Here is a 21,924-nt window from a genome sequence, read left to right on the forward strand (position 1 = left end):
CACTAATGCTTCAGGCGGAAGCGCTTCGTTCAGGCGGCGTGATGCGCTGACGCGCGAGCCATTCGCGCGGTGCATTGCCGATCCGTGATTTAAAGAACGTCGAAAACGCACTCGATGTGAACCCAAGAACACGGGCCGTCTCCGCCACGGAAATGCCGTGTAGAAGTGCGCACATCGCCGCCCCTACCTGCACCTCCCGGCGCCATCTGCCGACACTGGTGCCCAGCTCCCTGGTAAAAATCCGGCTCAAAGTACGGCAGCTGACTCCTGCCCGGCTTGCCGCGTCCTCGAGCGCCATCTCCCTGGTTGGATGCATGAGCAGCGCCTCGCATAGCGCCGCGACACGGCTTCCCGATGACGGCATGCGGACAGCAAAATTCCCGACAATTTCAGGCACCCTCCCCAGCTCATCCGCTAACAGAGCCACGACCGCTGCGTATGAGCGTTCGATAATCGATCGCTGCGTCGCCGAGAAGATCGCGATCAACACGTCGGAGCAATGCAGAACGCGCGCCGCCGGTACGAAATCGGCGCGCGGGCCGGTATCGATTCGAAGCTCGCAAATATCGGCTTCGTACACCGCAGAGACGCTATGTGTGACAGCCGGCGGGAGCCAGATGCCATTGCCCTGCGTCACACAGTACGCGCGTCGCCCCGTCGTTATCCACACGCCGCCGTGCCGCACATAGAGAAAACAGCCGACAGCGGCAGATTGGGCGTGCCGCTGTTCACCAGCGTCAAGCCGCATATCCGTCACGACACTGGCGGAATGCATCATGCGCAACCTTTGCGGGCCGCCATGGAAAGCACGCAGGCGGTTATCACCACCGTGGCCTCATCGGCAGTGCTCAGCCCGCAGAAACGGCATCGCAAGCAAAATCTTCGCTGGGCTGCGGGAACGGTTATGCAATGCACGCCGTTCGCCCGGCGCAATGCGGCACGAATCAAAGGCCGCGAGAATAGCCTCGCCTTCATCGGTCATCACGATGACTTCACCTTCCAGAACCAAATAGTGCTTTTCAACGGGCGACGCATCCGATGTGGTGTAGCCGCCCGGCTCGATCGTCGAAACGCCTAGCCACAGCGACTCTGCCGGTCCGGCTTCATGGCCTTGAAGCCGGACGCACCGCATCGAAAAGTGGTTGGGCGGAAAATATTCGGGCGCCTCTTCGAAGCGGGTTACGTTCATGGCTTGAGCAGAACCCGGTTAGCCGCGCCGCGGAAAACAGCCTGATACGCGAGCGCCGCGTCGGACAGATCGAAGACAAAATCCTCAACGATGGGAAACGGCTTTAACGTGCCACGTTCGAAAGCCGGCAACAACGCATCGAGAATAAGCGCGCCTTCAGTGCTGTCGAGTGCGAGCGTATCGATGCCGACATAGGTGTGCTGCCCCCGATAGAACGTAAAGATGTCGAATGGCACCGGACGTTCGATGGTAGAGATGAAAATCTGTGTCCCTCGCACCGCCATGGCCTTGTTGGCCTTTTCGAAGTATGGACTGCCAACCGTGTTGTACACGATGTCCGCGCCGTGGCCGTCTGTCATTTGACGAACCACCTCGTCGAGGTTTTGCGAGGAGGCATCGATCATGGTGACGTCGGCGTTCGCATGGCCGATATACGGTCGATTCGTGCGCTCGACACCCAACACCTTCGCCCCAGCCTGGGTCGCCAGCTGTATCGCTGCCTGGCCCACCTTCCCGTTTGCACCCAGCACGAGGACGACGTCACCTTGTTCCACGCCCCCCGCGCGTTGCAGTCCTTCGAAGGCGGTAACGAACGGTACGCCGATCGCTCCCGCCTCCTCCATGGTCAGATTTTCCGGCTTGGCGCGCACGCTACCCACGGGCACAGCGAGATAGCCGGCATGCGTGCCATCGCGCCGGATACCCAACTCGCCGCCGCTGCCCCACACTTCCTTGCCGAGCATCTCCTGCGGCCCCTCGACAACAATGCCGGCATAATCCCGCCCCGGCGTGCGCGGCCACACCGCATGCGGCATGAAGCCCAGCACAGCCTTCACGTCGCTCGGATTCACGGCAGCACTCACCACGCGCACGAGACACTCGGCAAAGTCGACGTCCGGCGCATCTTGCGCGGCAATGTGCAGATCGAGCGAGTCGATATCGGCGCTCTTTTCCGTGACACGAACTGTTTTCATTTTTTGTTTCCTAAAAGGTCAAGATGACAGGTCGAGCGGCTCTATAACGCGCGGCAAGTGCCACGTAGCGGTCAGCAGACGCTGCCATTCTCTCGAATTCTTCTTCATTCAGCGCGCGCAACAGACGCGCTGGGTTTCCCGCCCACAACTCACCCGCACCCACCACTTTGCGAGGCGTGAGGACCGCCCCTGCGGCCAGCATGCCGCCTGACTTGACGACGGCCCCATCGAGTACGCGCGCACCGAACCCGACAAACCCCGTGTCTTCCAAGGTGCAGGCGTGCAAAATCGCGCCATGGCCAACGGTCACGTCATCGCCAATGATGACGGGCAGACCGTTGGTCGTGCCGTGGATGACCGTGCCGTCCTGGATGTTCGTGCGCATGCCGATCACAATCTTCCGGACGTCGCCGCGCAGCACGCAGTTGTACCAAACGGACGACTGACGACCTATTGTCACGTCGCCGACAAGCGTCGTGCCCTGGGCGATGTAGGCGCTCGGATCCACGGTTGGCTTGCCGAATACCGACGCGTCCTGAACTGCGCTCATCGGTTCAGCCCCAGAAGCTCGCGAGCCTCCTGGCTCGTCGCCAGTTCGCCGCCGAGCGAGTGCACGATGTCGCGAGCACGCGTGACCAGCTCCGCATTGCTGTTGGTGAGCACGCCCTTGGCGATGTAAATGTTGTCTTCCAGGCCGACCCGAACATGGCCGCCCGCCAACCATGACTGGGCGACGACTGGGAATTCGAAACGGCCGACACCGAAGGCCGACCAGACGGCCTGACGGGGTAGCAGGTTACGCGCATAGATAAGCGTTTCCGGACTGGCCGAGAATCCGTATTTGACGCCCATCACCAGGGTCCAAAGGGCCGGTCCGTCAAGAACGCCCTCCTTGATCAGGTCCAACGCGAGATGCAGGTCACCGGAGTCGAAAATCTCAAGCTCGGGCTTGACACCCGCCTCGCGGATGAGCTGGGCCATGCGCGTGACATTCTTAGGTGTATTGATGACAACGTCGCCACCGGAGTTCATCGTGTTCAGGTCGAGACTGCAGATGTCCGGCTTGAGTTCGAGAATGTGCTCGACGCGCCTTTCCGGCGGCAGCAACGTGGTGCCTGGCGCCGCGACTCTGGGGTCGTCGTCGCTCGGGATGAAGCGACCGCCGGGGCCTGTGGTCAGATTAATGACGAGGTCGATATTTACGGCGCGGATGCGCTCGATGACTTCCCGGTAAAGCGCCACATCCATCGAGGGTCGGCCCGTCTCGGGATCACGCACGTGGATGTGAACTGCGGCCGCACCGGCGCGTGCCGCCTCGAGCGAGGCGGTCGCGATCTGCGCGGGTGTGATCGGCAGCCCCGGATGTTGCTCCGGTTTGGTGATATTGCCTGTAACAGCGCAGGTGATGATGGTCTTGCGGGAATGCATATTCGGCCTCGCTGCAACTAGTTCAGGCGACGGCCACCGTCCACGACGATGGTCACCCCAGTGCTGAATTTCAGATGAGTGGCGCAGGCCTCGATGGCCGCCGCGATATCGTCCGGCGTCCCGATGCGGCCTAGCGGCGTGGTAGCCGCAACCTTCTCGTTGAAGTCATCGCCACGACCCGGAACGAAAGACGTGTCGACCACTCCCGGGGACACGTTCAGGACACGAATGCGAGGTGCAAGTGCACGGCCAAGCGACGCCGCCATCACGTCAAGCCCGGCTTTGGCCGCGCAGTAGGCGATGTTGCTGCCAACGCCCGTCGTGCCGGAAATCGACGAAACGTTGACGACCAGTCCGTCCCCTGACGCATCGAGCAGCTCGCGAAAAGCGCGGATGGCCGCGAATTGTCCGCGCCAGTTGACCTTCAGAATCTCATCGATCAATTCGTCGGTGAGCGCGTTCAGGTCGGAATGCTTGACGGGCTGGGTGAAGCCCGCCGTGTTCACGAGAATATCCGCGCGGCCATACCGGTCACGAACCAGCCTGGCCAGTGCGTTCAGACTCTCGCTCGCGGTAATGGACGCAAGCGTCGCGGTGTGCCCCTCGCCCGGCAGATCGTCGGCCACGCGCTGCGCTCGGGCCAGGTCATTCTGGCCGACGACTACGACGCGGGCGCCCGCTTGCCCAAGACGGTGGGCCGCAGCAGCGCCGATCCCTCCGGTTCCGCCCAGGATGACCGCGACCTTCCCTGAAAGTGTGTTGGACACGTAAGACCTCTTCTTTACTTGATGGGGGGAGTGGGATAGGTCGGCATTCCTTCGGCAAGGACGAAGTCGTAGTCGAGCGTGTAGTACAGCCTGTCTACGTCCGGCCTCGGACCCGTGCCGGAATCGTGGCGCTGAAACGTGCCGACGAGACGGCGGTTGACACCAAACACGACGTCGGAATTCAGGTGCTCCGAGTCGTCGGCGAACACTTGCGAGACCAGGGTTGCATAGCCTTGCGCGATGATGACGAAGTGAAGATGCGCCGGCCGGAACGGGTGGCGATTCTGCTTTTCAAGCAGCACGCCTACCGGCCCGTCGGTGGGCACAGGGTAGCCGGCAGGACGCACGCTCTTGCAGGTAAACCGCCCCTCGCTGTCGGTGTAGAAGTGACCGCGCAGGTTCTTGTCGGGCTGGCTCGAGTCCTGGTTTTCGTACAAGCCGACGGGCGAGGCCTGCCAGACGTCGACCTTGGCGTTGGCAACAGGCTCGCCTTTGGTGTTGAGCACGCGTCCGTTCACGAAGAGCGGCGAGCCGGGTGAGTTCTCACATGCGATGCATTCACCATTCGCGTATTGCGGCGAGTTACCCCGGTAGAAGGGCCCCAACAGGGCGCCCGGCGTACGACCGCTTGCGTCCGAGTTGTTCAGCAACGTAACCAGGGTCGAGAGACCCAGCACGTCGGCGAGCAGAACGACCTCATTGTGCTTGTCGTTGCAAGCCAGACCGACCGCCCTCACGAAATCAAGGCCCTCCTCGAATTCCTCGTCAGTCAACTTCACCTGCTTCAGGAACGCGTGGCCATGCTCCACTAGCGCGTCAAGGAGCTCCTTGAGCCGAGGATTGTCAGTGCGGCTCATTGCCGTCTTAACCACTGCGGTGATCGAAGCGGCGTCGTCGACGATGTTCTTCAGATGGTTTGAATCTTCCATAGGTCTTCTCCATCAATGCAATCGTTTGCATACTAATTTGCAAATATGCCGATGTCAAAGCCTAAAGATGTCATAGTTAACCCTGCCTACTCGGGTGTGCCGGACAACGCCAATAGACACGAGTCGCGCAACCAATTGCATCTTGACGGCTTCGACCGCCTCTCTGCGACATGTGCGCCGCGTTGCAATGCAGGTAGCCGTGGCGCGGGTATGGGCGCTGCGCCCCGTCAGACGTAGAACGCAATAAATCTGTCAATCCGGAACGCTGGGGAGACGCTGATTCAGTGACTGCAGCCGGAGTAATGCGCAACCACTTGCCCTGGCGCCCATCACAGAGCGTCGTCCTTCAGATCTGGTTGAACCCGACGCGGGATAGCAGTTCGGAGAATCTGGGATCCAAGCGAGCGCTGTCGAAGGTAGGTTCTGTCCTGAGCTCAATGAAGTCAGGACTGTGCTCATCGTAGGCTTTTTCCAGCCAGCCGAAGGTCTGCTCTTTGTCCCCGAGCGAACCAAACACTTTCGCCATGTTGTAGGGGTGGACGTAGTGCTTTTCGGATTCCGTCTCCAGCGCATCCACGATCTGCTGCATGGCCGCCCTCATGTCGGCGGCAGCGTAGGTCTGGGCCAGCCCCGTCAGCGCCTCTGTGCTCCTCCCGGAAAGCGTTACAGCCTTCTGCATCTCCTCGATTGCGTCATCGAACAAATTCTGTTGCTGGTAAACCAATCCCAGCCTGAAGTGAAGCAGAAAGTGGTGTGGATCGATTTCCAAGGCTTTACGGAGTTCTTCTCGTGCCTGGTCGTATCGCCGAGCAAGGTACAAGATGATGGCAACAGATGAATTCAGCATTGAATTCAATGGATCCATCTGTTGGGACTGCCTGACCCTGGCAATGGCTTCTTCGGCTCTGCCTGCCATCATGAGATATTCCGCGTACCAATAATAGGCGATCGCGTGTCCTGGATTCAGTTCAATGGCGCGCAGAAAATCCTGTTCCAGATCGACCCAATCCCAATCGTGCAAACGCACATGGGCCAGTGACGCATAAGCCTCACCCAAATCAGGTTCAATCTGCAGCGCTTTCCTGGCTGCCATTTTTGCTTGATGAAACGTTTCGCGCGCAGGGCTCACGCCGCGACATGCAAGCATCGTGTAAGCATCGGCCACTCCGTCATAGGCGGCCGCAAAGTTCGGCTGGTGTCCAATAGCGAGCTGAAAATACTCAATGCTCTTTCGCATTCCTTCTTCGGTGCGCTTGGACCAGAAGTGACGCCCCTTGAGATACGCTTCGTGCGCCTGCGCATCAATGGCAGGAGTACGGTCTAAACGCCCTTGCTCGTGCGGCGTGAGCTTGATCTCAATTTCGCGGGCAATGGCCTTGGCCACCTCGATCTGGAGTGCCAGGATGTCATGTCGGTTTCCCTCGTAGGTCTCGGCCCAAAGGTGCGTTTCGTCGCTTACCCGGATGAGCTGCGCCGCAACCCGTACCCGATCTCCGGCACGCCGGACGCTTCCCTCAAGCACGTGGGAAACCCCGAGGTCTTGGCCGATCTGATGAATGGTCTTGGTCGTGGATTTATAGCGCATCGCCGAAGTCCGGGCGATTACACCCAGGCGCTCCGGGCTGAGCCGGGCAAGTTGGGTGATCATATCCTCAGTTAAGCCCTCACTGAAGTAATCATATTTGTCGCCGCCGCCGAGACTTTCGAACGGAAGCACGACCAGTATCACTCGCCCCTCCGGTGGCCATGGATTAGTTGGGAGCGGTAATGCTTCCGGTTCACTCGGTTCGCTTTCCACCAGCGCGCTGCCGTTAGGTTGCAAACGCCCCGCTCCATCCTCGGTGAGTGGCGGCCTTCCTGGGACAGCAGTGACCGGTCGGTGCCGGTTCCGATACAGCGCATCAGCCACGATGATTGCGATTCCAACAAAGACAATCGCCGGCCGGGCATCGAGCGCCAAGCGCGACAAATGCTCCACCCTCTCTGGCGCCGCGATATAGCGGATTAGTCGAGCGAAGAATTCCTGCGGCGCGAAGCCGGTGATTGCCAGGAGGACGCCCCCAATGAACCATTCGCTAACCTGCGCTCGCAACATCGCCCACAGGTGCCTCGGTATTCGCTGTGGGGTTCGTCCGTCTTTTTCATCTTCCATGGCGTCCCCGCATAGAGTCGTGTCGACCAGCGTTACGGTCCCTGGCTCGGCACAGGAAGTTGGCAAGTGGGCTAAGGCGCACACGCCGTCGCAATCTTCGCGCGACATTCTCTAGCCTACACAAAGAGCGCTCATTGTTTCTGTGGCGAGAGGTAGCGCAGCGCTGCGGTCCGCTAGCAGCCGTCAAGTGACTCGAACGATTCGTGCGCGCGGGAGGATCAAGAAGATTGCAATCCGTACCAAGCCAACATAGCTACATTAATAACTATCTGCTTTTCTCAGACGAAGATCTACGCACCACCGCGCAGACCACCCAGCCCCTCCAGTGGATTCGCCCCCGCGGAGGGGGCGTCGCGACCTCCTCACGCAACCTCGTCATGTCGACCCGTTTGGGCCATTCAGCCGCGGCTCTCGACGATCCGCTCGCGCCACCATGAGCCTGTCGTTTGCGAAGCATGTATCTGTGGCTGGTCGGTCTTTGCGGGCGGTTGTGGATCGCGGCCGTTGGGTGAGCTCGATCGTGTCTTCACGCAGAGTCGACGTGATCGCGCACAGCGCCGCGCTGCACCGTCTGCCCCAGCGGCTCGCCGAACTGCAGGGCGGCAAGCTGCGCATAGAGCGGCGAGGTCTGAAGGAGATCGGCGTGACGGCCCTGCGCGACGATACGACCTTGTTCCAGCACCACAATGCGGTCGGCTTGTTGTACGGTAGCAAGGCGGTGCGCGATGACCAGCGTAGTGCGATTCTGCGCGGCATTGTCCAGCGCCAGTTGGACCAGTCGTTCACTGGCGGCATCGAGCGCGCTGGTGGCCTCGTCGAGCAGCAGGATGGGCGGATTCTTCAGGATCGCGCGGGCGATCGCGATACGCTGACGCTGTCCACCAGAAAGCCGCACCCCGCGCTCGCCGAGAAACGTGTCGTAGCGTTGCGGCAGTTCTTCGATAAAGCCAGCCGCGGCGGCCATTTCGGCGGCCTGCTGAACTTGAGCGAGTGTGGCTTCCGGCGCGCCGTAGCGGATGTTGTCGAGCACGCTGCCTGAAAAGATCACCGATTCCTGCAGTACCACGCCGATTTCACGGCGCAACTCGGCAAGCGGCACATGCCGTGTCGGGACGCCGTTGATCAGAATGCGGCCGGACTGCGGGTCGTAAAAACGCAGCAGCAACTGGAACAGGGTGGTCTTGCCGGCGCCGGACGGGCCGACCAATGCGACATGTTCGCCCGGACGGACATCGAGCGAGAGTGCGGAGAGCGCGGCAATGCCAGGGCGCGATGGATACGAGAAGCCGACGTTGTCGAAGCGGATGCCCCCGCCTCGCGCAGTCAGCGCGACCGTGGTCTCGGCCTCCACCACCGGTGAGCGCGCAGCCAGCAATTGCAGCAAACGTTCGGTGGCGCCGGCAGCCCGCTGCAGATCGCCCCACACTTCGGCGACCGCCCCCACAGCCCCGGCGGTGATCACTGCGTAGAGGATGAACTGGGACAATTGGCCAGCCGTCATATGCCCGGCCAGCACCGCCTGCGCGCCTAGCCACAGGACGAACACGATGGCCGCGAACACCAGCACGATGACCACGGCGGTCAGCCAGGCGCGCGCCCGAATGCGCGTGAGCGCGGTCTCGAATGCCGCTTCCACCATGCCGGCAAACCGCCGCGCCTCGCGGGGCTCCTGCGTAAACGATTGCACGGTCGGCATGGCATTGAGCACCTCCCCCGCCAGCGCGCTCGCGTTCGCCACCCTGTCCTGGCTCGCACGCGAGAGCCTCCGCACGCGCCGCCCGAAAATGACGATGGGTGCGACCACCACGACCAGCGTGGCCATGATGTAGCCCGACAGCACAGGGCTCGTCACCGCCAGCATCGCCAAGCCGCCGGTAAGCAGGAAGAAGTTGCGCAACCCCATAGACAGGCTGGTGCCCACCACCGTCTGGATCAACGTGGTGTCCGTGGTGAGTCGCGACAGCACCTCGCCGCTCTGCGTGGTCTCGAAGAATTGCGGACTCATCCCCAGCACGTGTTCGTAGACCGCCTTCCGCAAGTCGGCCGTGACCCGCTCGCCGAGCCACGACACCAAATAGAAGCGCAGCGCCGTGGCCCCGGCCAGTACCAGCGAAACGGCGAATAGCGCCAGGAAATAGCGATCGATGTGCGTGCGGTTGCCGACGGCGAAGCCTCGGTCGATCAGATATTTGAACGTTACCGGCAACGCCAGGGTCGCACCCGCCGACGTCACCAGCGCCACGAAGGCGAGCGCCCAGCGTCCGGCATAAGGGCGCAGGAAGGGCAACAGGGCGAACAGGGGACTGATACGCGGAGTAGATGGGGCGACATCTGGCATGAGGATTCCTGAACGGCTCGAGGGTCCCCTCGATTGTGCCAGTCCTGCAGATTCGGAGTCAGTGCGCCTGCATGCTTGTCATTGATCCGTGAGGGCTCGCTCGCTTACACCGCTGCGGACTGCCCGCCTGTCTGACTACGCGCCGATCAGTGACCTGCTTCCACATGCTTGCTGCGACTGTGCCACCACCCGACCAGGATTCAATACACACTCGAACCCGGAAACCCGCGCCAATGCGCGGTCTAGCACGTGACATGCAGGATCGCATTGGTCTGGTCAGGGTGCTCCTTGAGTTTGGCGATGGCTTCCGCTGTCGGCAGGATAACCAACTCGACTTGCCGGCGCTGGGCCTCGCGCTTCACCTCTTCCATCACCGGTAACGCCCCGGTGCCGGTGCCAATCACGAGCCGGCGGCACTTCCAGGGTATGTCCTCCTGCGCGGACAGCGGTGTGTGCCCGAAGGCCTCGCGGAACGGCTTGGAGGGTTTCTTCGTGCGTTTGCGAACCTGCCCGTGGTCGATCACCACGTCATGCTGGTAGGTGACCCCATCAATGCGGATGGAACCGAACGAAAATGCTTCGAAGCGCATACCCACCTCCGCCAGTTTCGTGCTGGCAACGACTCCCTCAGGCAAGGCCCATCGGATTGATGTCCGACACGAATAATTATAGGTTGGAACCATTTGTCGGCAAACCGCGCGAGCCGACTTAGGCGACCGACGACATCGACGATTCGGAGGTGATGTCACGAGTGCCATTGAGAAGGTCGAACGGGCGAGAACCCGACGATACTGTTGGCGAGTCGTCATTTTCCCGGGCTCAGTGACCAAGACCGCTCCTGGCGATCTGCTGCTCCACGAACTGGGCGAACAGTGCGTGCAGACGCGTCGTCGGATGAAGGTCGTCGGCGAACATGTACGTCTGATCGGCATTGGCCGTCACGTAGGTACCCGGCGAGCACAGCAATGCTGTCGCATGGGGCGTTTTCGCAGGGTCGCAGGCGACGCTGGTGTTGGACACGGCGAAGCCATTGGCCTGAAAGTTCGCGACGATCTGGCTCACCCATGTATAAGAGTCGATCTGGATGACCTTGCCTTGCAGGCCATTGGCCTGCAAGGCAGCGTTCAAGCTATCGTTGAAGATTTGCGATAACTGGGTCAGGTTTGCCCCGCTGTCGGGCGAGGCAATGCCTTTGGGCGATAGTCCGACATTCGGAACATTGATCACCACGACGTGAGTGGCGCCGTTCTGGACGATCTGTCCGACCACTTGAACCAGGGTGGTTGCCGCCGTCTGCACGGTCTGCGCCGCGGCCGGCAGCGCCCCGGCGCGAAGCACGTCGTTCGAGCCAACCCAGACCAGCACAAGTTGATTGGAGCCGAAGTTCCCGTGCGCGGCCAAATAGCTCGAAACCTGCTGATTGACGGGCATTTCGATGTTGCCGATCAGGTCGCCAAGAAAGTCGTACAGGTTTGCCGGCGTCGCCACCGTGGCGCCGCCCTCCGCGTAGCCGAGTCCGCTTTGCGCACTCAATTTATGAGTGATGTCGATCGTAAATGCCGCGCTTAGCGTATCGCCGTAGTATTGCGCGACATCCTGGGTCCACACTTGCCCCGGGTTGGTCGTGAAACGCCCCCCGCCCAGCGCGCTGGCGATCGGCGCATAGGTCCCGACGTCCGACAGGCTGTCGCCGAACGAGACCACTTGCAAATGAATGCCGCCCGCCGGGGTGGCCGCACCACTGCCGTTACTCGAGCCGCCTCCATGCCCGCCGCATGCTGTAAGCAGTGCAATTACCACGGCAAGAATTGCAGCACATACCCTGTCATTGATTCCTTGCATGGCTCCTCCCCCGCTGGTCGGCAGGGCAACTGCGCTCACGTGGCGGCTGACCGCCAACCCGCAAACCGTTCTTGCGATATGCACCTTCGTCAAGCAAAAAGGATGCGCAATCGTTCAAGTGACCGGGAGCGTCCTTAACCGAGTGGGCGTTTGCTGGTCGAAGCGGTCATCTGATTGTCCTGACTTTACAATTCCTGCGGGCATTGAAGTGGCGCCAGTTGCGACGGCTGCTCGATCCGCGTCTGTCACCTGCAACTCGCACAGATTCCGTTCGAATGGCACCACCACCCCGAATACGAACTGACGCTGACGATGAACAGCCGTGACCGCCGTTTCGTCGGCGATCACAGCGCCGATTACAGCGGCGACGATCTCGTGCTGGTGTCGCCGGACATGCCGCACACGTGGTCGTCCGTCGAGCCGATTGATCCGCGCGAGCCGCAGCTGGCAATCGTCATATGGTTCAGCGGCGATTGGGCGCGGCGCCTCGCCGCGCAAACCGGTCAACGCGTCCAGATTCCGGGAGGATCAGGCCGCATTTGCAGCGGCGCGAAGTTATCAGCAGTGGGAGTTTAGTTATGCGCCGTGAGGCCGCTGATAGGCACATGTCACGTTACGCTATCGATACGCGCCCGCCGACTCCTTCGCCGAACCTCCGGGCAAGCTGAAGCTGGTGCATCATAGCCCGGCACATTGGTCACCACACACTTACAGCGGTTACCGCCCGCAGGAAAGATCGGGCGGTTGGACGTCGCCGGGTCACTGGCCGCAAGTCGCGATAAAGCGGTCCATACTTGCAGCCACCAAAAGCAAAACGCCTCAACAGTCAACCCGTTGAGGCGTTTCCTTACTCACTTTGCTCCGCGCGATTCACGGCACCACGGAGCACCGTGAACCGCCGCAATGCGTCAACCGCTTACCGTTCTGCGAGCGGCTTCGCTTCGCGCTGCGTAGCGCCGATGAACAGCTGACGCGGGCGGCCAATCTTCTGCTCAGGATCGGCAATCATTTCGTTCCACTGCGCGATCCAGCCGACCGTACGCGCCATCGCGAAAATACACGTGAACATCGAGGTCGGAATGCCCAGCGCGCGCTGCACGATGCCCGAATAGAAGTCGACGTTCGGGTACAGCTTGCGCGACACGAAGTATTCGTCTTCCAGTGCAATCTTTTCCAGCGCCATGGCCAGCTTGAACAGCGGGTCGTCGTGCAGGCCCAGCTCTTCCAGCACTTCGTGGCAGGTTTCGCGCATCAGCTTCGCGCGCGGATCGTAGTTCTTGTAGACGCGGTGACCGAAGCCCATCAGCTTCACGCCCGAGTTCTTGTCCTTCACCTGCCTGATGAACTCAGGAATGTTGTCGACCGAGCCGATCTCTTCCAGCATGTTCAGCGCAGCTTCGTTCGCACCGCCGTGCGCCGGGCCCCACAAGCAAGCGATACCGGCTGCGATACACGCAAACGGGTTCGCGCCCGACGAACCGGCGAGACGCACGGTCGAGGTCGATGCATTCTGCTCGTGGTCGGCATGCAGAATCAGGATGCGGTCGAGCGCGCGCACCAGCACGTCGTTGACCTTGTACTCTTCGCACGGGTTCGAGAACATCATGTGCATGAAGTTCGCGCTGTACGACAGGTCGTTCTTCGGGTACGCAAACGGCTGGCCGATGCTGTACTTGTACGCCATCGCGACCAGCGTCGGCAGCTTCGCGATCATGCGAATGGCCGACACTTCACGGTGACGCGGATCGTTGATGTCGAGCGAGTCGTGATAGAACGCCGACAGCGCGCCGACTGCGGCGACCAGAATCGCCATCGGATGCGCGTCGCGGCGGAAGCCGCGGAAGAAGAAGTGCATCTGCTCGTGCACCATCGTGTGCTTCGTGACGGTGTTGACGAACTCTGCATTCTGCTGCGCGTTCGGCAGTTCGCCCTTCAGCAGCAGGTAGCAGGTTTCGAGGAAGTCGGCATTTTCCGCGAGGTTGTCGATCGGGTAGCCGCGGTACAGCAGCTCGCCCTTGTCGCCGTCGATGTACGTAATCGCCGAATTGCAGGCCGCCGTCGACATGAAGCCCGGGTCGTACGTGAACTTGCCGGTCTGGCCGTACAGTTTGCGGATGTCGATCACGTCCGGGCCGAGAGTGCCCTTGTAAATCGGCATTTCAACGCTCGGCGAATTGTCGCTGAACGATAGCGTGGCTTTAACATCTGACGGGGTCATAGCACATCCTCAATCGAAGTATGGAAACAGGGTTTCGATAATTTGCACGCCTGGGAACAACGAACAAGCGGCGCTCAAACCGCTCAAGCGTCTCGCAGCAGTTCCAGCACCCGGACGACATCCGGGTCGGCAAGGTCGCCTTCTGGTTCCTTGCGCACGAGCAGCAAGTCCATCAGGTCGTTATCGCTCAGCTCGAGCAGGCGGGTGAGTGCGCCCACATCGGCGTCGCTGAGGTCATGCTCATATCGGCTGAAAAAACGCTCAAAGATCAGATCGTTTTCCAGCAAGCCGCGCCGCGCGCGCCAGCGAAGGCGCGCGCGGCGAAGAGGGTCGGACTGATGCGATGTTTCGTTCATGTCAGTACGCGCCGGGCCGCCCCCAAGCGTACTGACCGCCCCCTCGGGGGCAGCGAACGATAGGGAGCGTGGGGGTTGTTCATCCTAGACAGCGCGGCGAACCATCAATTCCTTGATCTTGCCAATCGCCTTGGTCGGGTTCAGGCCCTTCGGGCAAACGTCGACGCAATTCATGATGGTATGGCAACGGAACAGACGGTACGGATCTTCCAGGTTGTCGAGGCGTTCACCGGTCGCTTCGTCGCGGCTGTCCGCGATGAAACGATAGGCTTGCAGCAGGCCCGCCGGACCGACGAACTTGTCCGGATTCCACCAGAAGCTCGGGCACGAAGTCGAGCAGCTGGCACACAGAATACATTCATACAGGCCGTCCAGCTCGTCGCGTTCTTCCGGCGACTGCAGACGTTCCTTTTCCGGCGGCGGCGTATCGTTGATCAGGTACGGCTTGATCGAGTGATACTGGTTGAAGAACTGCGTGAAGTCGCAGATCAGGTCGCGCACGACCGGCAGGCCCGGCAGCGGACGCAGCACAATCTTCTGCGGCAGGTCGTTCAGGTTCGTCAGGCACGCAAGGCCGTTCTTGCCGTTGATGTTCATTGCGTCCGAACCGCACACGCCTTCGCGGCACGAACGGCGGAACGACAGCGTTTCGTCCAGCGCCTTCAGCTTGACGAGTGCGTCCAGCAGCATGCGTTCGTGCGAGTCGATTTCGATCTCGTACGTTTGCATGCGCGGCGCTGCGTCCTTATCCGGGTCGTAGCGGTAAATTTCAAATGTACGCTTAGCCATTTCTGAATTCCTTTGACTTGTGCCTTAGAAGGTCCGCGCTTTCGGCGGAACCGATTCGACAGTCAGCGGTTGCATGTGAACCGGCTTGTAGTCGAGGCGATCGCCTTCGCTGAACCACAGCGTATGGCGCAGCCAGTTTTCGTCGTCGCGATGTTCGAAGTCGTTCTGCGCGTGCGCGCCGCGGCTTTCCTTGCGCGCTTCGGCGGAAACCATCGTGGCGCGGGCCACTTCGATCAGGTTCGCCACTTCCAGCGCCTCGACGCGCGCGGTGTTGAACACCTTCGACTTGTCCTTCAAGTGGATGTTGTCGACGCGTTCAGCCACTTCACGGATACGCTCGACGCCTTCGGCCAGCAGCTTCGACGTGCGGAACACGCCGGCGTGCGCCTGCATCGTGGCACGGATATCGTTCGCGACGTTTTGCGTGTATTCGCCCGACGAGGACTTGTCCAGCTTGTCCAGACGCGACAGCGCGAAATCGGCAGCGTCGGCCGGCAGCGGCTTGTGCTCCTTGATTTCCTTCACATGCTTGACGATGTGGTTGCCGGCCGCACGGCCGAACACCACGAGGTCGAGCAGCGAGTTCGTGCCAAGACGGTTGGCGCCGTGCACCGACACGCACGAGCATTCGCCCACGGCGTAGAAACCGTTGACCGGCACTTCGTGACCCTTCGACGTACCCACGACCTGGCCGTGGATGTTGGTGGGAATACCGCCCATCTGATAGTGGATGGTCGGCACGACCGGGATCGGCTCTTTAATGCAATCGACGTTCGCGAACTTCAGCGCGATTTCGCGGATCGACGGCAGACGCTTCATGATCGTCTCGGCGCCGATGTGCGACAGATCGAGCAGCACGTGGTCCTTGTTCGGACCGACGCCGCGGCCTTCCTTGATTTCCTGGTCCATCGAACGCGAAACGAAGTCGCGCGGCGCCAGATCCTTCAGCGTCGGCGCGTAGCGTTCCATGAAACGCTCGCCGTTCGAGTTACGCAGGATGCCGCCTTCGCCGCGCACGCCTTCGGTAATCAGCACGCCTGCGCCGGCCACGCCGGTCGGGTGGAACTGCCAGAATTCCATGTCTTGCAGTGCGATACCCGAACGCGCGGCCATGCCCAGGCCGTCACCGGTGTTGATGAACGCATTCGTGGACGCCGCGAAGATCCGGCCTGCGCCGCCCGTGGCGAACAGCGTGGTCTTGCCTTCGAGGATGTAGACGTCGCCGGTTTCCATTTCCAGCGCCGTCACGCCGAGCACGTCGCCGTCGGCGTCGCGGATCAGATCCAGCGCCATCCATTCGACGAAGAACTGCGTCTTGGCAGCAACGTTCTGCTGGTACAGCGTGTGCAGCAGCGCGTGACCGGTACGGTCAGCCGCCGCGCAAGCGCGTTGCACCGGCTTTTCGCCGTAGTTCGCGGTGTGGCCGCCGAACGGGCGCTGGTAAATCGTGCCGTCGGCGTTACGGTCGAACGGCATGCCGAAGTGTTCGAGTTCGTACACGGCGTTCGGTGCTTCGCGGCACATGAACTCGATCGCGTCCTGGTCGCCGAGCCAGTCGGAGCCCTTGATCGTGTCGTAGAAGTGATAGTGCCAGTTGTCTTCGCTCATGTTGCCAAGCGATGCGCCGATGCCGCCTTGGGCAGCAACCGTGTGCGAACGCGTCGGGAACACCTTCGAGAGCACGCACACCGACAGACCGGCGCGCGCGAGTTGCAGCGAAGCGCGCATCCCCGAGCCGCCTGCGCCGACGATAACCACGTCGAAACGGCGACGCGGCAGAGAATTCTTGATTGCAGCCATTCTTTTACACTCTCCAGAGAATCTGCGCAGCGTAGCCCGCACAAGCGAGCAGCCAGACGATCGTCAGCGACTGAAGCAACAGGCGCGTGCCAACGGGCTTCACATAGTCCATCCAGATGTCGCGGATACCCACCCACGCGTGATAGAACAGCGAGAGCAGCGTGACGAACGTGGCGAGCTTCATCCATTGCGTCGCGAAGATCGACGCCCAGCCGTCATACGAGAAATCGCGCGCGCCGAAGAACCACGCAAGCAGGATCACTGTGTAGATCGCCATCACGCAGGCGGTGATGCGCTGGGCGAGCCAGTCGCGCAGACCGTAATGTGCGCCGACGACGAGACGCTTCGGACCGATTCGGTTATTAGCTGCCATTTTTTTAGAATGCTCCGAAGAGTTTGAGCGCGAATGCAATCGTCAGAAGCGACGAAACGACCAGCACCACGATGGAGGTTTGCTTGCCCTTCTCTTTAGTCGTGAGACCGTGGCTTGTGTCCATGAACAGGTGACGGACACCGGCGCAAAAGTGAAACAGGAAGGCCCACGCGAGAACGAGCGTGATGAGCTTGACGATGATGTTGGAAAGGAAGCCTTTGAATACTTCGAAACTAAGTTCGGAAGTGAGGCTCTGATCGAAGAGGTACAGCAGGAACGGAAGAAAAACAAAAAGCAGACCACCGCTTACGCGATGCAAGATCGACACTCGCCCCGCTAGCGGGAGACGGTATGCCGTCAAAATCTGCCCGATACCGATGTTCCGGAATTCCGGCCTCGGTTTTTTTACGGCTTCAGCCATGCTAGACCCCTACTATGTAGTCACACTAATCCGCAATTTTAGCGCCTTTTTATATCGCGCTGCAGCGAAAACCACCACAGGTCCGTTACAGCGTGCGCGATAAAGACGCCCTCAAACAGGCGCGCGCGTGGGACGCAGCGCCTTCATCCAGCCCGACTCAGCTTAGATCGTTCTGATAGTAGTACCCGGTTGTGACATACCAACCGCGCCGGACTTCAACCGGCCGGTCCCCGTATGTATAGGACACGCGTTCCACCGACAGCAGCGGAAAACCCGCCGGCACATGCAACAGATCAGCCACCGAAGGCTCGGCCGCGACCGCGCGGATTTTCTCCGTTGCGCGGATCATGCGCGTGCCGAACTCCGTCTCGAACATCGCGTAGAGGGGACCTTTATACTCCGACAGACGTTCGAGCGTGAGCCCGCGGAACACACCGCCGGGCAACCATATTTCGTCGAGTACGGTGACTTCGCCGTCGAACTGCAGCAGGCGTTTGATCAGCACCACCGGATCGGCGGGCTTCAGGTCAAGTTGCCGGGCGATATCCGCTGAAGCGCGCAAACGCCGGCATTCAAGCAGGCGGCTGACGTGCGGATGCTCCGCGCCGTCATCGGCCAGCAGCCGGAGGAAGCGAAACTGGGCGCGGTCTTCGTTGTGCGTTGCAACAAATGTGCCTTTGCCCTGGCGGCGCACCAGCAGGTTGTCGGCGGCAAGCTCGTCGATCGCTTTGCGCACTGTTCCCTGACTGACCTTGTATCTGGCCGCCAATTCGACTTCACTAGGAATGATCTCGCCGGGCTTCCATTCGCCGCTTTCGAGGCTCTGCGTAATCAACCCTTTGATCTGCTGATACAAGGGGCTGAAAGTGGGCGACGCAGCGGGCGCGGCAGCGGATACACCCTCGCCCGCGGCCCCATGGCCGTTCGGATTCGTGGTGTTCGCCGGGTTCGAAGTCATCCGCGCATTTCATCATAAAGGGCTGGGGCGCGTCTAGGGTTTTCCCCGCGATAGATATGTCTTATATAAGACATAAGATAATGTTGACTTTGTGTCTACCGACTCCTACACTCCTTGTCGAGCAAGGGTTTGCGGGTTTTTCGGCGGCTATTTTGCACCGTGCAGTGCAGCGCCGCCACGCACCGGCAGCCACTCTGCACCATGCTGTTCCCACGCAGTCCAGGTTTCGATTCGCCGCCATTCGCTGGTCAGACGCTTGCCGAAACGCGCTGTTTGCAGGAGCCCGCACCGTGCAGAGGCTACCCGGCGCCTTATATATCCCGCTTCCCGCTCCCTCAAGAAAACGCCGGGCTGCTCCAGGTTTTCCGCTCCGGAGGAAGTCCACTTGGCGGGAGCTGGCGTGAAGCGCCAGGTTTGGGGGCACTCAGTGGTACAGGTTTCCGGCATGGCGGTCTTGCTGCAGCGCGCCGCACGGCCCCGCAAAATCGCGGGGCGGTACGCGAACAGTGGATTCCGCCGTGTTTCACAACGCTTCGCTGAACGCGCATATAGAATGGCGTTTTCCCTAGCGTCTAACGCATCGTCCTGGAGATTTCTCAATGGCTAAGCCCGCAAAGCGCGTTGCCGTCACCGGCGCCGCAGGTCAAATCGCTTACTCCCTGCTGTTCCGCATCGCCAACGGCGATCTGCTCGGCAAGGACCAGCCGGTCGTCCTGCAACTGCTTGACCTGCCGCAAGCGCAAGCCGCCGTCAAAGGCGTCGTGATGGAACTGGATGATTGCGCATTCCCGCTGCTGTCGGGCGTCGTGATCACCGACGATCCGAAGGTCGCATTCAAGGATGCCGACATCGCCCTGCTGGTCGGCGCACGTCCGCGTTCGAAAGGCATGGAACGTAAGGATCTGCTGTCGGCCAACGCCGAAATCTTCACGGTTCAGGGCAAGGCGCTGAACGAAGTCGCGAGCCGCGACGTGAAGGTGCTGGTGGTCGGCAACCCGGCCAACACGAATGCATACATCGCGATGAAGTCGGCGCCGGATCTGCCGAAGAAGAACTTCACCGCCATGCTGCGTCTGGACCACAACCGCGCGCTGTCGCAACTGGCCGCCAAGTCGGGCAAGCCGGTCGCTTCGATCGAAAAGCTGGCTGTGTGGGGCAACCACTCGCCGACCATGTACCCGGATTTCCGCGTCGCAACGGCAGAAGGTCAAGACCTGACCAAGCTGATCAACGACGAAGAATGGAACCGCAACACGTTCATCCCGACTGTCGGCAAGCGCGGCGCCGCGATCATCGAAGCGCGCGGCCTGTCGTCGGCAGCGTCGGCAGCCAACGCCGCAATCGACCACGTGCGTGACTGGGTCCTCGGCACGAACGGCAAGTGGGTCACGATGGGTATTCCGTCAGACGGTTCGTACGGCATTCCGGAAGACATCATCTACGGTGTGCCGGTTACCTGCGAAAACGGCGAATACAAGCGCGTCGAAGGTCTGGAGATCGACGCGTTCTCGCGCGAAAAGATGGACGGCACGCTGCAGGAGCTGCTCGAAGAGCGTGACGGCGTTCAACACCTGCTCGGCTAAGCACCCGATGCAGAACTACCGGAACTCCAAAGCATCATCGCGGCGGGTTCCGGTTTTTTACGTGCGAATGCAGGTACGACGCTCCATTTTGCAGTTCACTTCGCAATTTGTCGTGCCAGCATTCGCATCTGATCCGAACGCATTTTGCGTCCTGTCTCGCTGATGGTTCAGCAGAGTGCGTCCGAATCAGAATTCTCCAACGACCACCCACGCCCTGACGCCGAAGATGCGCGCCCTCACACCCGCCGAAGTGCTGTTTGAAGGCGAAGTGCCGCCCGCTGTACTGCCTGTCTGCGATCACTACGCCGGCAGCGAAAAGCTGATGCTGAAATCGCTCGCGCTGCAGCAGCAACTCGGCCCGGTGTTCGACATCACGCTCGATTGTGAAGACGGCGCGCAGGTCGGCCGCGAAGCAGAGCACGCGGAGCTGGTCGCGTCGATGCTGGGCGGCGAGCATGACCGCTTCGGCCGCGTCGGCGTGCGGATTCACGATTTCGATCACGCGCACTGGCGCGACGACGTGCGTCTCATTCTGCGCACCGCCAGGCGCGCGCCCGCCTACATTACCCTGCCGAAAGTCCGCAACGTCCCCGATGCCGCCGAAATGGTCGCGTTCATCGAAGCGACGCGGCGCGAACTCGGCGTCGCTCAGCCCGTGCCGGTTCAACTGCTGGTCGAGACCCACGGTGCGCTGGCGCGTGTGTTCGATCTGGCCGCGTTGCCCGGCGTCGAAGCGCTCAGCTTCGGCCTGATGGACTTCGTCTCCGCACACGACGGCGCGATTCCCGATACCGCGATGCGCTCGCCCGGCCAGTTCGATCATCCGCTGGTGCGGCGCGCGAAGCTCGAGATTTCAGCGGCCTGTCATGCGCATGGCAGGGTGCCCTCGCATAACGTCAGTACTGAAGTGCGCGACATGAGCGTTGTCGCCAACGACGCCGCGCGCGCCCGCAACGAATTCGGCTACACGCGGATGTGGAGCATCCATCCGGCGCAGATCGAAGCGATCGTTGCCGCGTTCGCACCGCACGACGAAGAGATCGTCACGGCCACCGAAATCCTGCTGGCCGCGCAGTCCGCGCAATGGGGACCGACACGCCATCACGACACGCTGCACGACCGGGCCAGCTATCGCTACTACTGGTCGGTGCTGCGCCGCGCGCAATCCACTGGCCGCGCCGTCCCGCAAGACGCTGCGCCGCTCTTCACGAAAGTGGGCACTAACGGGCAAGCCGCATCATGAGGACGTCGATTCCGGCAGTGGCCAGCGCGCTGGCGGCGGACGGTGCGAACGCGCGCCGTGCTTCGGCGCCCGGCCTGCGTTTGCCGCGGCGGCAGACTGACGCTGAATACGCGGCACAAGGCTCGGCCAAGTTTGTGGCTCGACCAGCGGCTCGATCCGAAACGATCGGCCGGCACAAAGGAGATCGGGGGAAATGAGCGAGACGACGCAAACCGCCGGCGGACAAGGCGAGAGCGGTTCCCAAAGCGGCTTCAAACCGAAGAAATCCGTCGCGCTGTCCGGCGTGACCGCGGGCAACACGGCGCTGTGCACGGTCGGCAAGACCGGCAACGACCTGCACTATCGCGGCTATGACATTCTCGACATCGCCGGCGCCTGCGAATTCGAAGAGATCGCGTATCTGCTGGTCCACGAAAAGCTGCCGACGCAGGCCGAACTGAGCGCCTACAAGACGAAGCTCAAGGCGCTGCGCGGGCTGCCCGCGAACGTGAAAGCCGCGCTCGAATGGATTCCGGCCGCCGCGCACCCGATGGACGTGATGCGCACCGGCGTGTCGGTGCTCGG

General features: G+C 61.2%; 21 protein-coding genes and 1 pseudogene. 4 read left to right on the top strand and 18 right to left on the bottom strand.

What is annotated here, in order from left to right; genetic code table 11:
* Nucleotides 1-10 precede the first annotated feature (10 nt).
* The 11 genes from DLM46_RS24870 to DLM46_RS24920 form a co-directional block, all read right to left on the bottom strand.
* Nucleotides 11-778, bottom strand: coding sequence for an AraC family transcriptional regulator (locus tag DLM46_RS24870; RefSeq protein ID WP_115104923.1), 768 nt, complete (start codon nucleotides 776-778; stop codon nucleotides 11-13).
* Nucleotides 779-835: 57 nt separating this feature from the next.
* Nucleotides 836-1,189: a cupin domain-containing protein gene (locus tag DLM46_RS24875; protein ID WP_115104926.1), complete on the bottom strand. Its 354-nt coding sequence runs from the start codon at nucleotides 1,187-1,189 to the stop codon at nucleotides 836-838.
* Nucleotides 1,186-2,163 (bottom strand): quinone oxidoreductase family protein, encoded by a 978-nt coding sequence (locus DLM46_RS24880; RefSeq protein ID WP_115104929.1) that lies wholly within the window; start codon nucleotides 2,161-2,163, stop codon nucleotides 1,186-1,188. Before DLM46_RS24880 ends, DLM46_RS24875 begins: the two co-directional genes overlap by 4 nt.
* Before the next feature lie 10 nt (nucleotides 2,164-2,173).
* Nucleotides 2,174-2,713, bottom strand: coding sequence for a gamma carbonic anhydrase family protein (locus tag DLM46_RS24885; RefSeq protein ID WP_115104931.1), 540 nt, complete (start codon nucleotides 2,711-2,713; stop codon nucleotides 2,174-2,176).
* The gene (locus DLM46_RS24890) at nucleotides 2,710-3,591 is read right to left on the bottom strand and encodes a beta-keto acid cleavage family enzyme (RefSeq protein WP_115104933.1); all 882 of its coding nucleotides are present in this window, start codon (nucleotides 3,589-3,591) and stop codon (nucleotides 2,710-2,712) included. Before DLM46_RS24890 ends, DLM46_RS24885 begins: the two co-directional genes overlap by 4 nt.
* 17 nt (nucleotides 3,592-3,608) lie before the next feature.
* Nucleotides 3,609-4,358, bottom strand: coding sequence for an SDR family NAD(P)-dependent oxidoreductase (locus DLM46_RS24895; RefSeq protein ID WP_115104936.1), 750 nt, complete (start codon nucleotides 4,356-4,358; stop codon nucleotides 3,609-3,611).
* Nucleotides 4,359-4,372: 14 nt separating this feature from the next.
* Complete coding sequence (locus DLM46_RS24900) at nucleotides 4,373-5,287, bottom strand: dioxygenase family protein (RefSeq protein WP_115104938.1); 915 nt, start codon at nucleotides 5,285-5,287, stop codon at nucleotides 4,373-4,375.
* 346 nt (nucleotides 5,288-5,633) lie between these two features.
* Entirely contained in the window at nucleotides 5,634-7,439 is a 1,806-nt protein-coding gene (locus DLM46_RS40495; protein WP_244306360.1) for a tetratricopeptide repeat protein, read from the bottom strand.
* Between the two features lie 526 nt (nucleotides 7,440-7,965).
* Nucleotides 7,966-9,777 (bottom strand): ABC transporter transmembrane domain-containing protein, encoded by a 1,812-nt coding sequence (locus tag DLM46_RS24910; protein WP_115104941.1) that lies wholly within the window; start codon nucleotides 9,775-9,777, stop codon nucleotides 7,966-7,968.
* A gap of 242 nt (nucleotides 9,778-10,019) precedes the next feature.
* Nucleotides 10,020-10,367, bottom strand: a complete 348-nt coding sequence (locus DLM46_RS24915; protein WP_115104997.1) for an MTH938/NDUFAF3 family protein — start codon at nucleotides 10,365-10,367, stop codon at nucleotides 10,020-10,022.
* A gap of 229 nt (nucleotides 10,368-10,596) precedes the next feature.
* Nucleotides 10,597-11,619 (bottom strand): SGNH/GDSL hydrolase family protein, encoded by a 1,023-nt coding sequence (locus DLM46_RS24920; RefSeq protein WP_115104943.1) that lies wholly within the window; start codon nucleotides 11,617-11,619, stop codon nucleotides 10,597-10,599.
* 234 nt (nucleotides 11,620-11,853) lie between these two features.
* Between DLM46_RS24920 and DLM46_RS24925 the strand changes: the two are divergent.
* Nucleotides 11,854-12,111: pseudogene (locus tag DLM46_RS24925) on the top strand (cupin domain-containing protein); the annotation flags it as partial.
* 424 nt (nucleotides 12,112-12,535) lie between these two features.
* Here DLM46_RS24925 and gltA read toward each other — a convergent pair.
* The 7 genes from gltA to DLM46_RS24960 all read right to left on the bottom strand — a co-directional run bounded on the left by gltA (nucleotide 12,536) and on the right by DLM46_RS24960 (nucleotide 18,534).
* Complete coding sequence (gene gltA, locus DLM46_RS24930) at nucleotides 12,536-13,837, bottom strand: citrate synthase (protein WP_115104946.1); 1,302 nt, start codon at nucleotides 13,835-13,837, stop codon at nucleotides 12,536-12,538.
* Between the two features lie 83 nt (nucleotides 13,838-13,920).
* The gene (locus DLM46_RS24935; protein ID WP_115104948.1) at nucleotides 13,921-14,193 is read right to left on the bottom strand and encodes an FAD assembly factor SdhE; all 273 of its coding nucleotides are present in this window, start codon (nucleotides 14,191-14,193) and stop codon (nucleotides 13,921-13,923) included.
* Between the two features lie 84 nt (nucleotides 14,194-14,277).
* A complete protein-coding gene (locus DLM46_RS24940) occupies nucleotides 14,278-14,982 on the bottom strand; it encodes a succinate dehydrogenase iron-sulfur subunit (protein WP_115104951.1) in 705 nt (234 codons plus the stop codon).
* A 24-nt stretch (nucleotides 14,983-15,006) separates the two neighbouring features.
* Nucleotides 15,007-16,782, bottom strand: coding sequence for a succinate dehydrogenase flavoprotein subunit (sdhA, locus tag DLM46_RS24945; RefSeq protein ID WP_115104953.1), 1,776 nt, complete (start codon nucleotides 16,780-16,782; stop codon nucleotides 15,007-15,009).
* A 4-nt stretch (nucleotides 16,783-16,786) separates the two neighbouring features.
* Complete coding sequence (gene sdhD, locus DLM46_RS24950) at nucleotides 16,787-17,155, bottom strand: succinate dehydrogenase, hydrophobic membrane anchor protein (RefSeq protein WP_115104956.1); 369 nt, start codon at nucleotides 17,153-17,155, stop codon at nucleotides 16,787-16,789.
* 4 nt (nucleotides 17,156-17,159) lie between these two features.
* Nucleotides 17,160-17,576, bottom strand: a complete 417-nt coding sequence (gene sdhC, locus DLM46_RS24955) for a succinate dehydrogenase, cytochrome b556 subunit (RefSeq protein WP_115104959.1) — start codon at nucleotides 17,574-17,576, stop codon at nucleotides 17,160-17,162.
* A 157-nt stretch (nucleotides 17,577-17,733) separates the two neighbouring features.
* Nucleotides 17,734-18,534, bottom strand: coding sequence for a GntR family transcriptional regulator (locus tag DLM46_RS24960; protein ID WP_115104961.1), 801 nt, complete (start codon nucleotides 18,532-18,534; stop codon nucleotides 17,734-17,736).
* 599 nt (nucleotides 18,535-19,133) lie between these two features.
* On the opposite strand from DLM46_RS24960, the gene DLM46_RS24965 reads away from it, so the two are divergent.
* From DLM46_RS24965 to DLM46_RS24975, 3 genes are all read left to right on the top strand, one after another.
* Nucleotides 19,134-20,117 (top strand): malate dehydrogenase, encoded by a 984-nt coding sequence (locus DLM46_RS24965; RefSeq protein WP_115104964.1) that lies wholly within the window; start codon nucleotides 19,134-19,136, stop codon nucleotides 20,115-20,117.
* Between the two features lie 226 nt (nucleotides 20,118-20,343).
* On the top strand, nucleotides 20,344-21,360 hold the full coding sequence (locus tag DLM46_RS24970; protein WP_115104966.1) for an HpcH/HpaI aldolase/citrate lyase family protein: 1,017 nt from the start codon (nucleotides 20,344-20,346) through the stop codon (nucleotides 21,358-21,360).
* 193 nt (nucleotides 21,361-21,553) lie between these two features.
* Nucleotides 21,554-21,924 (top strand): citrate/2-methylcitrate synthase (locus DLM46_RS24975; protein ID WP_279635219.1); only part of this gene is annotated, 371 nt, incomplete at its 3' end.

The organism is Paraburkholderia lacunae (genome assembly GCF_003353175.1).
Classification (GTDB): domain Bacteria; phylum Pseudomonadota; class Gammaproteobacteria; order Burkholderiales; family Burkholderiaceae; genus Paraburkholderia; species Paraburkholderia lacunae.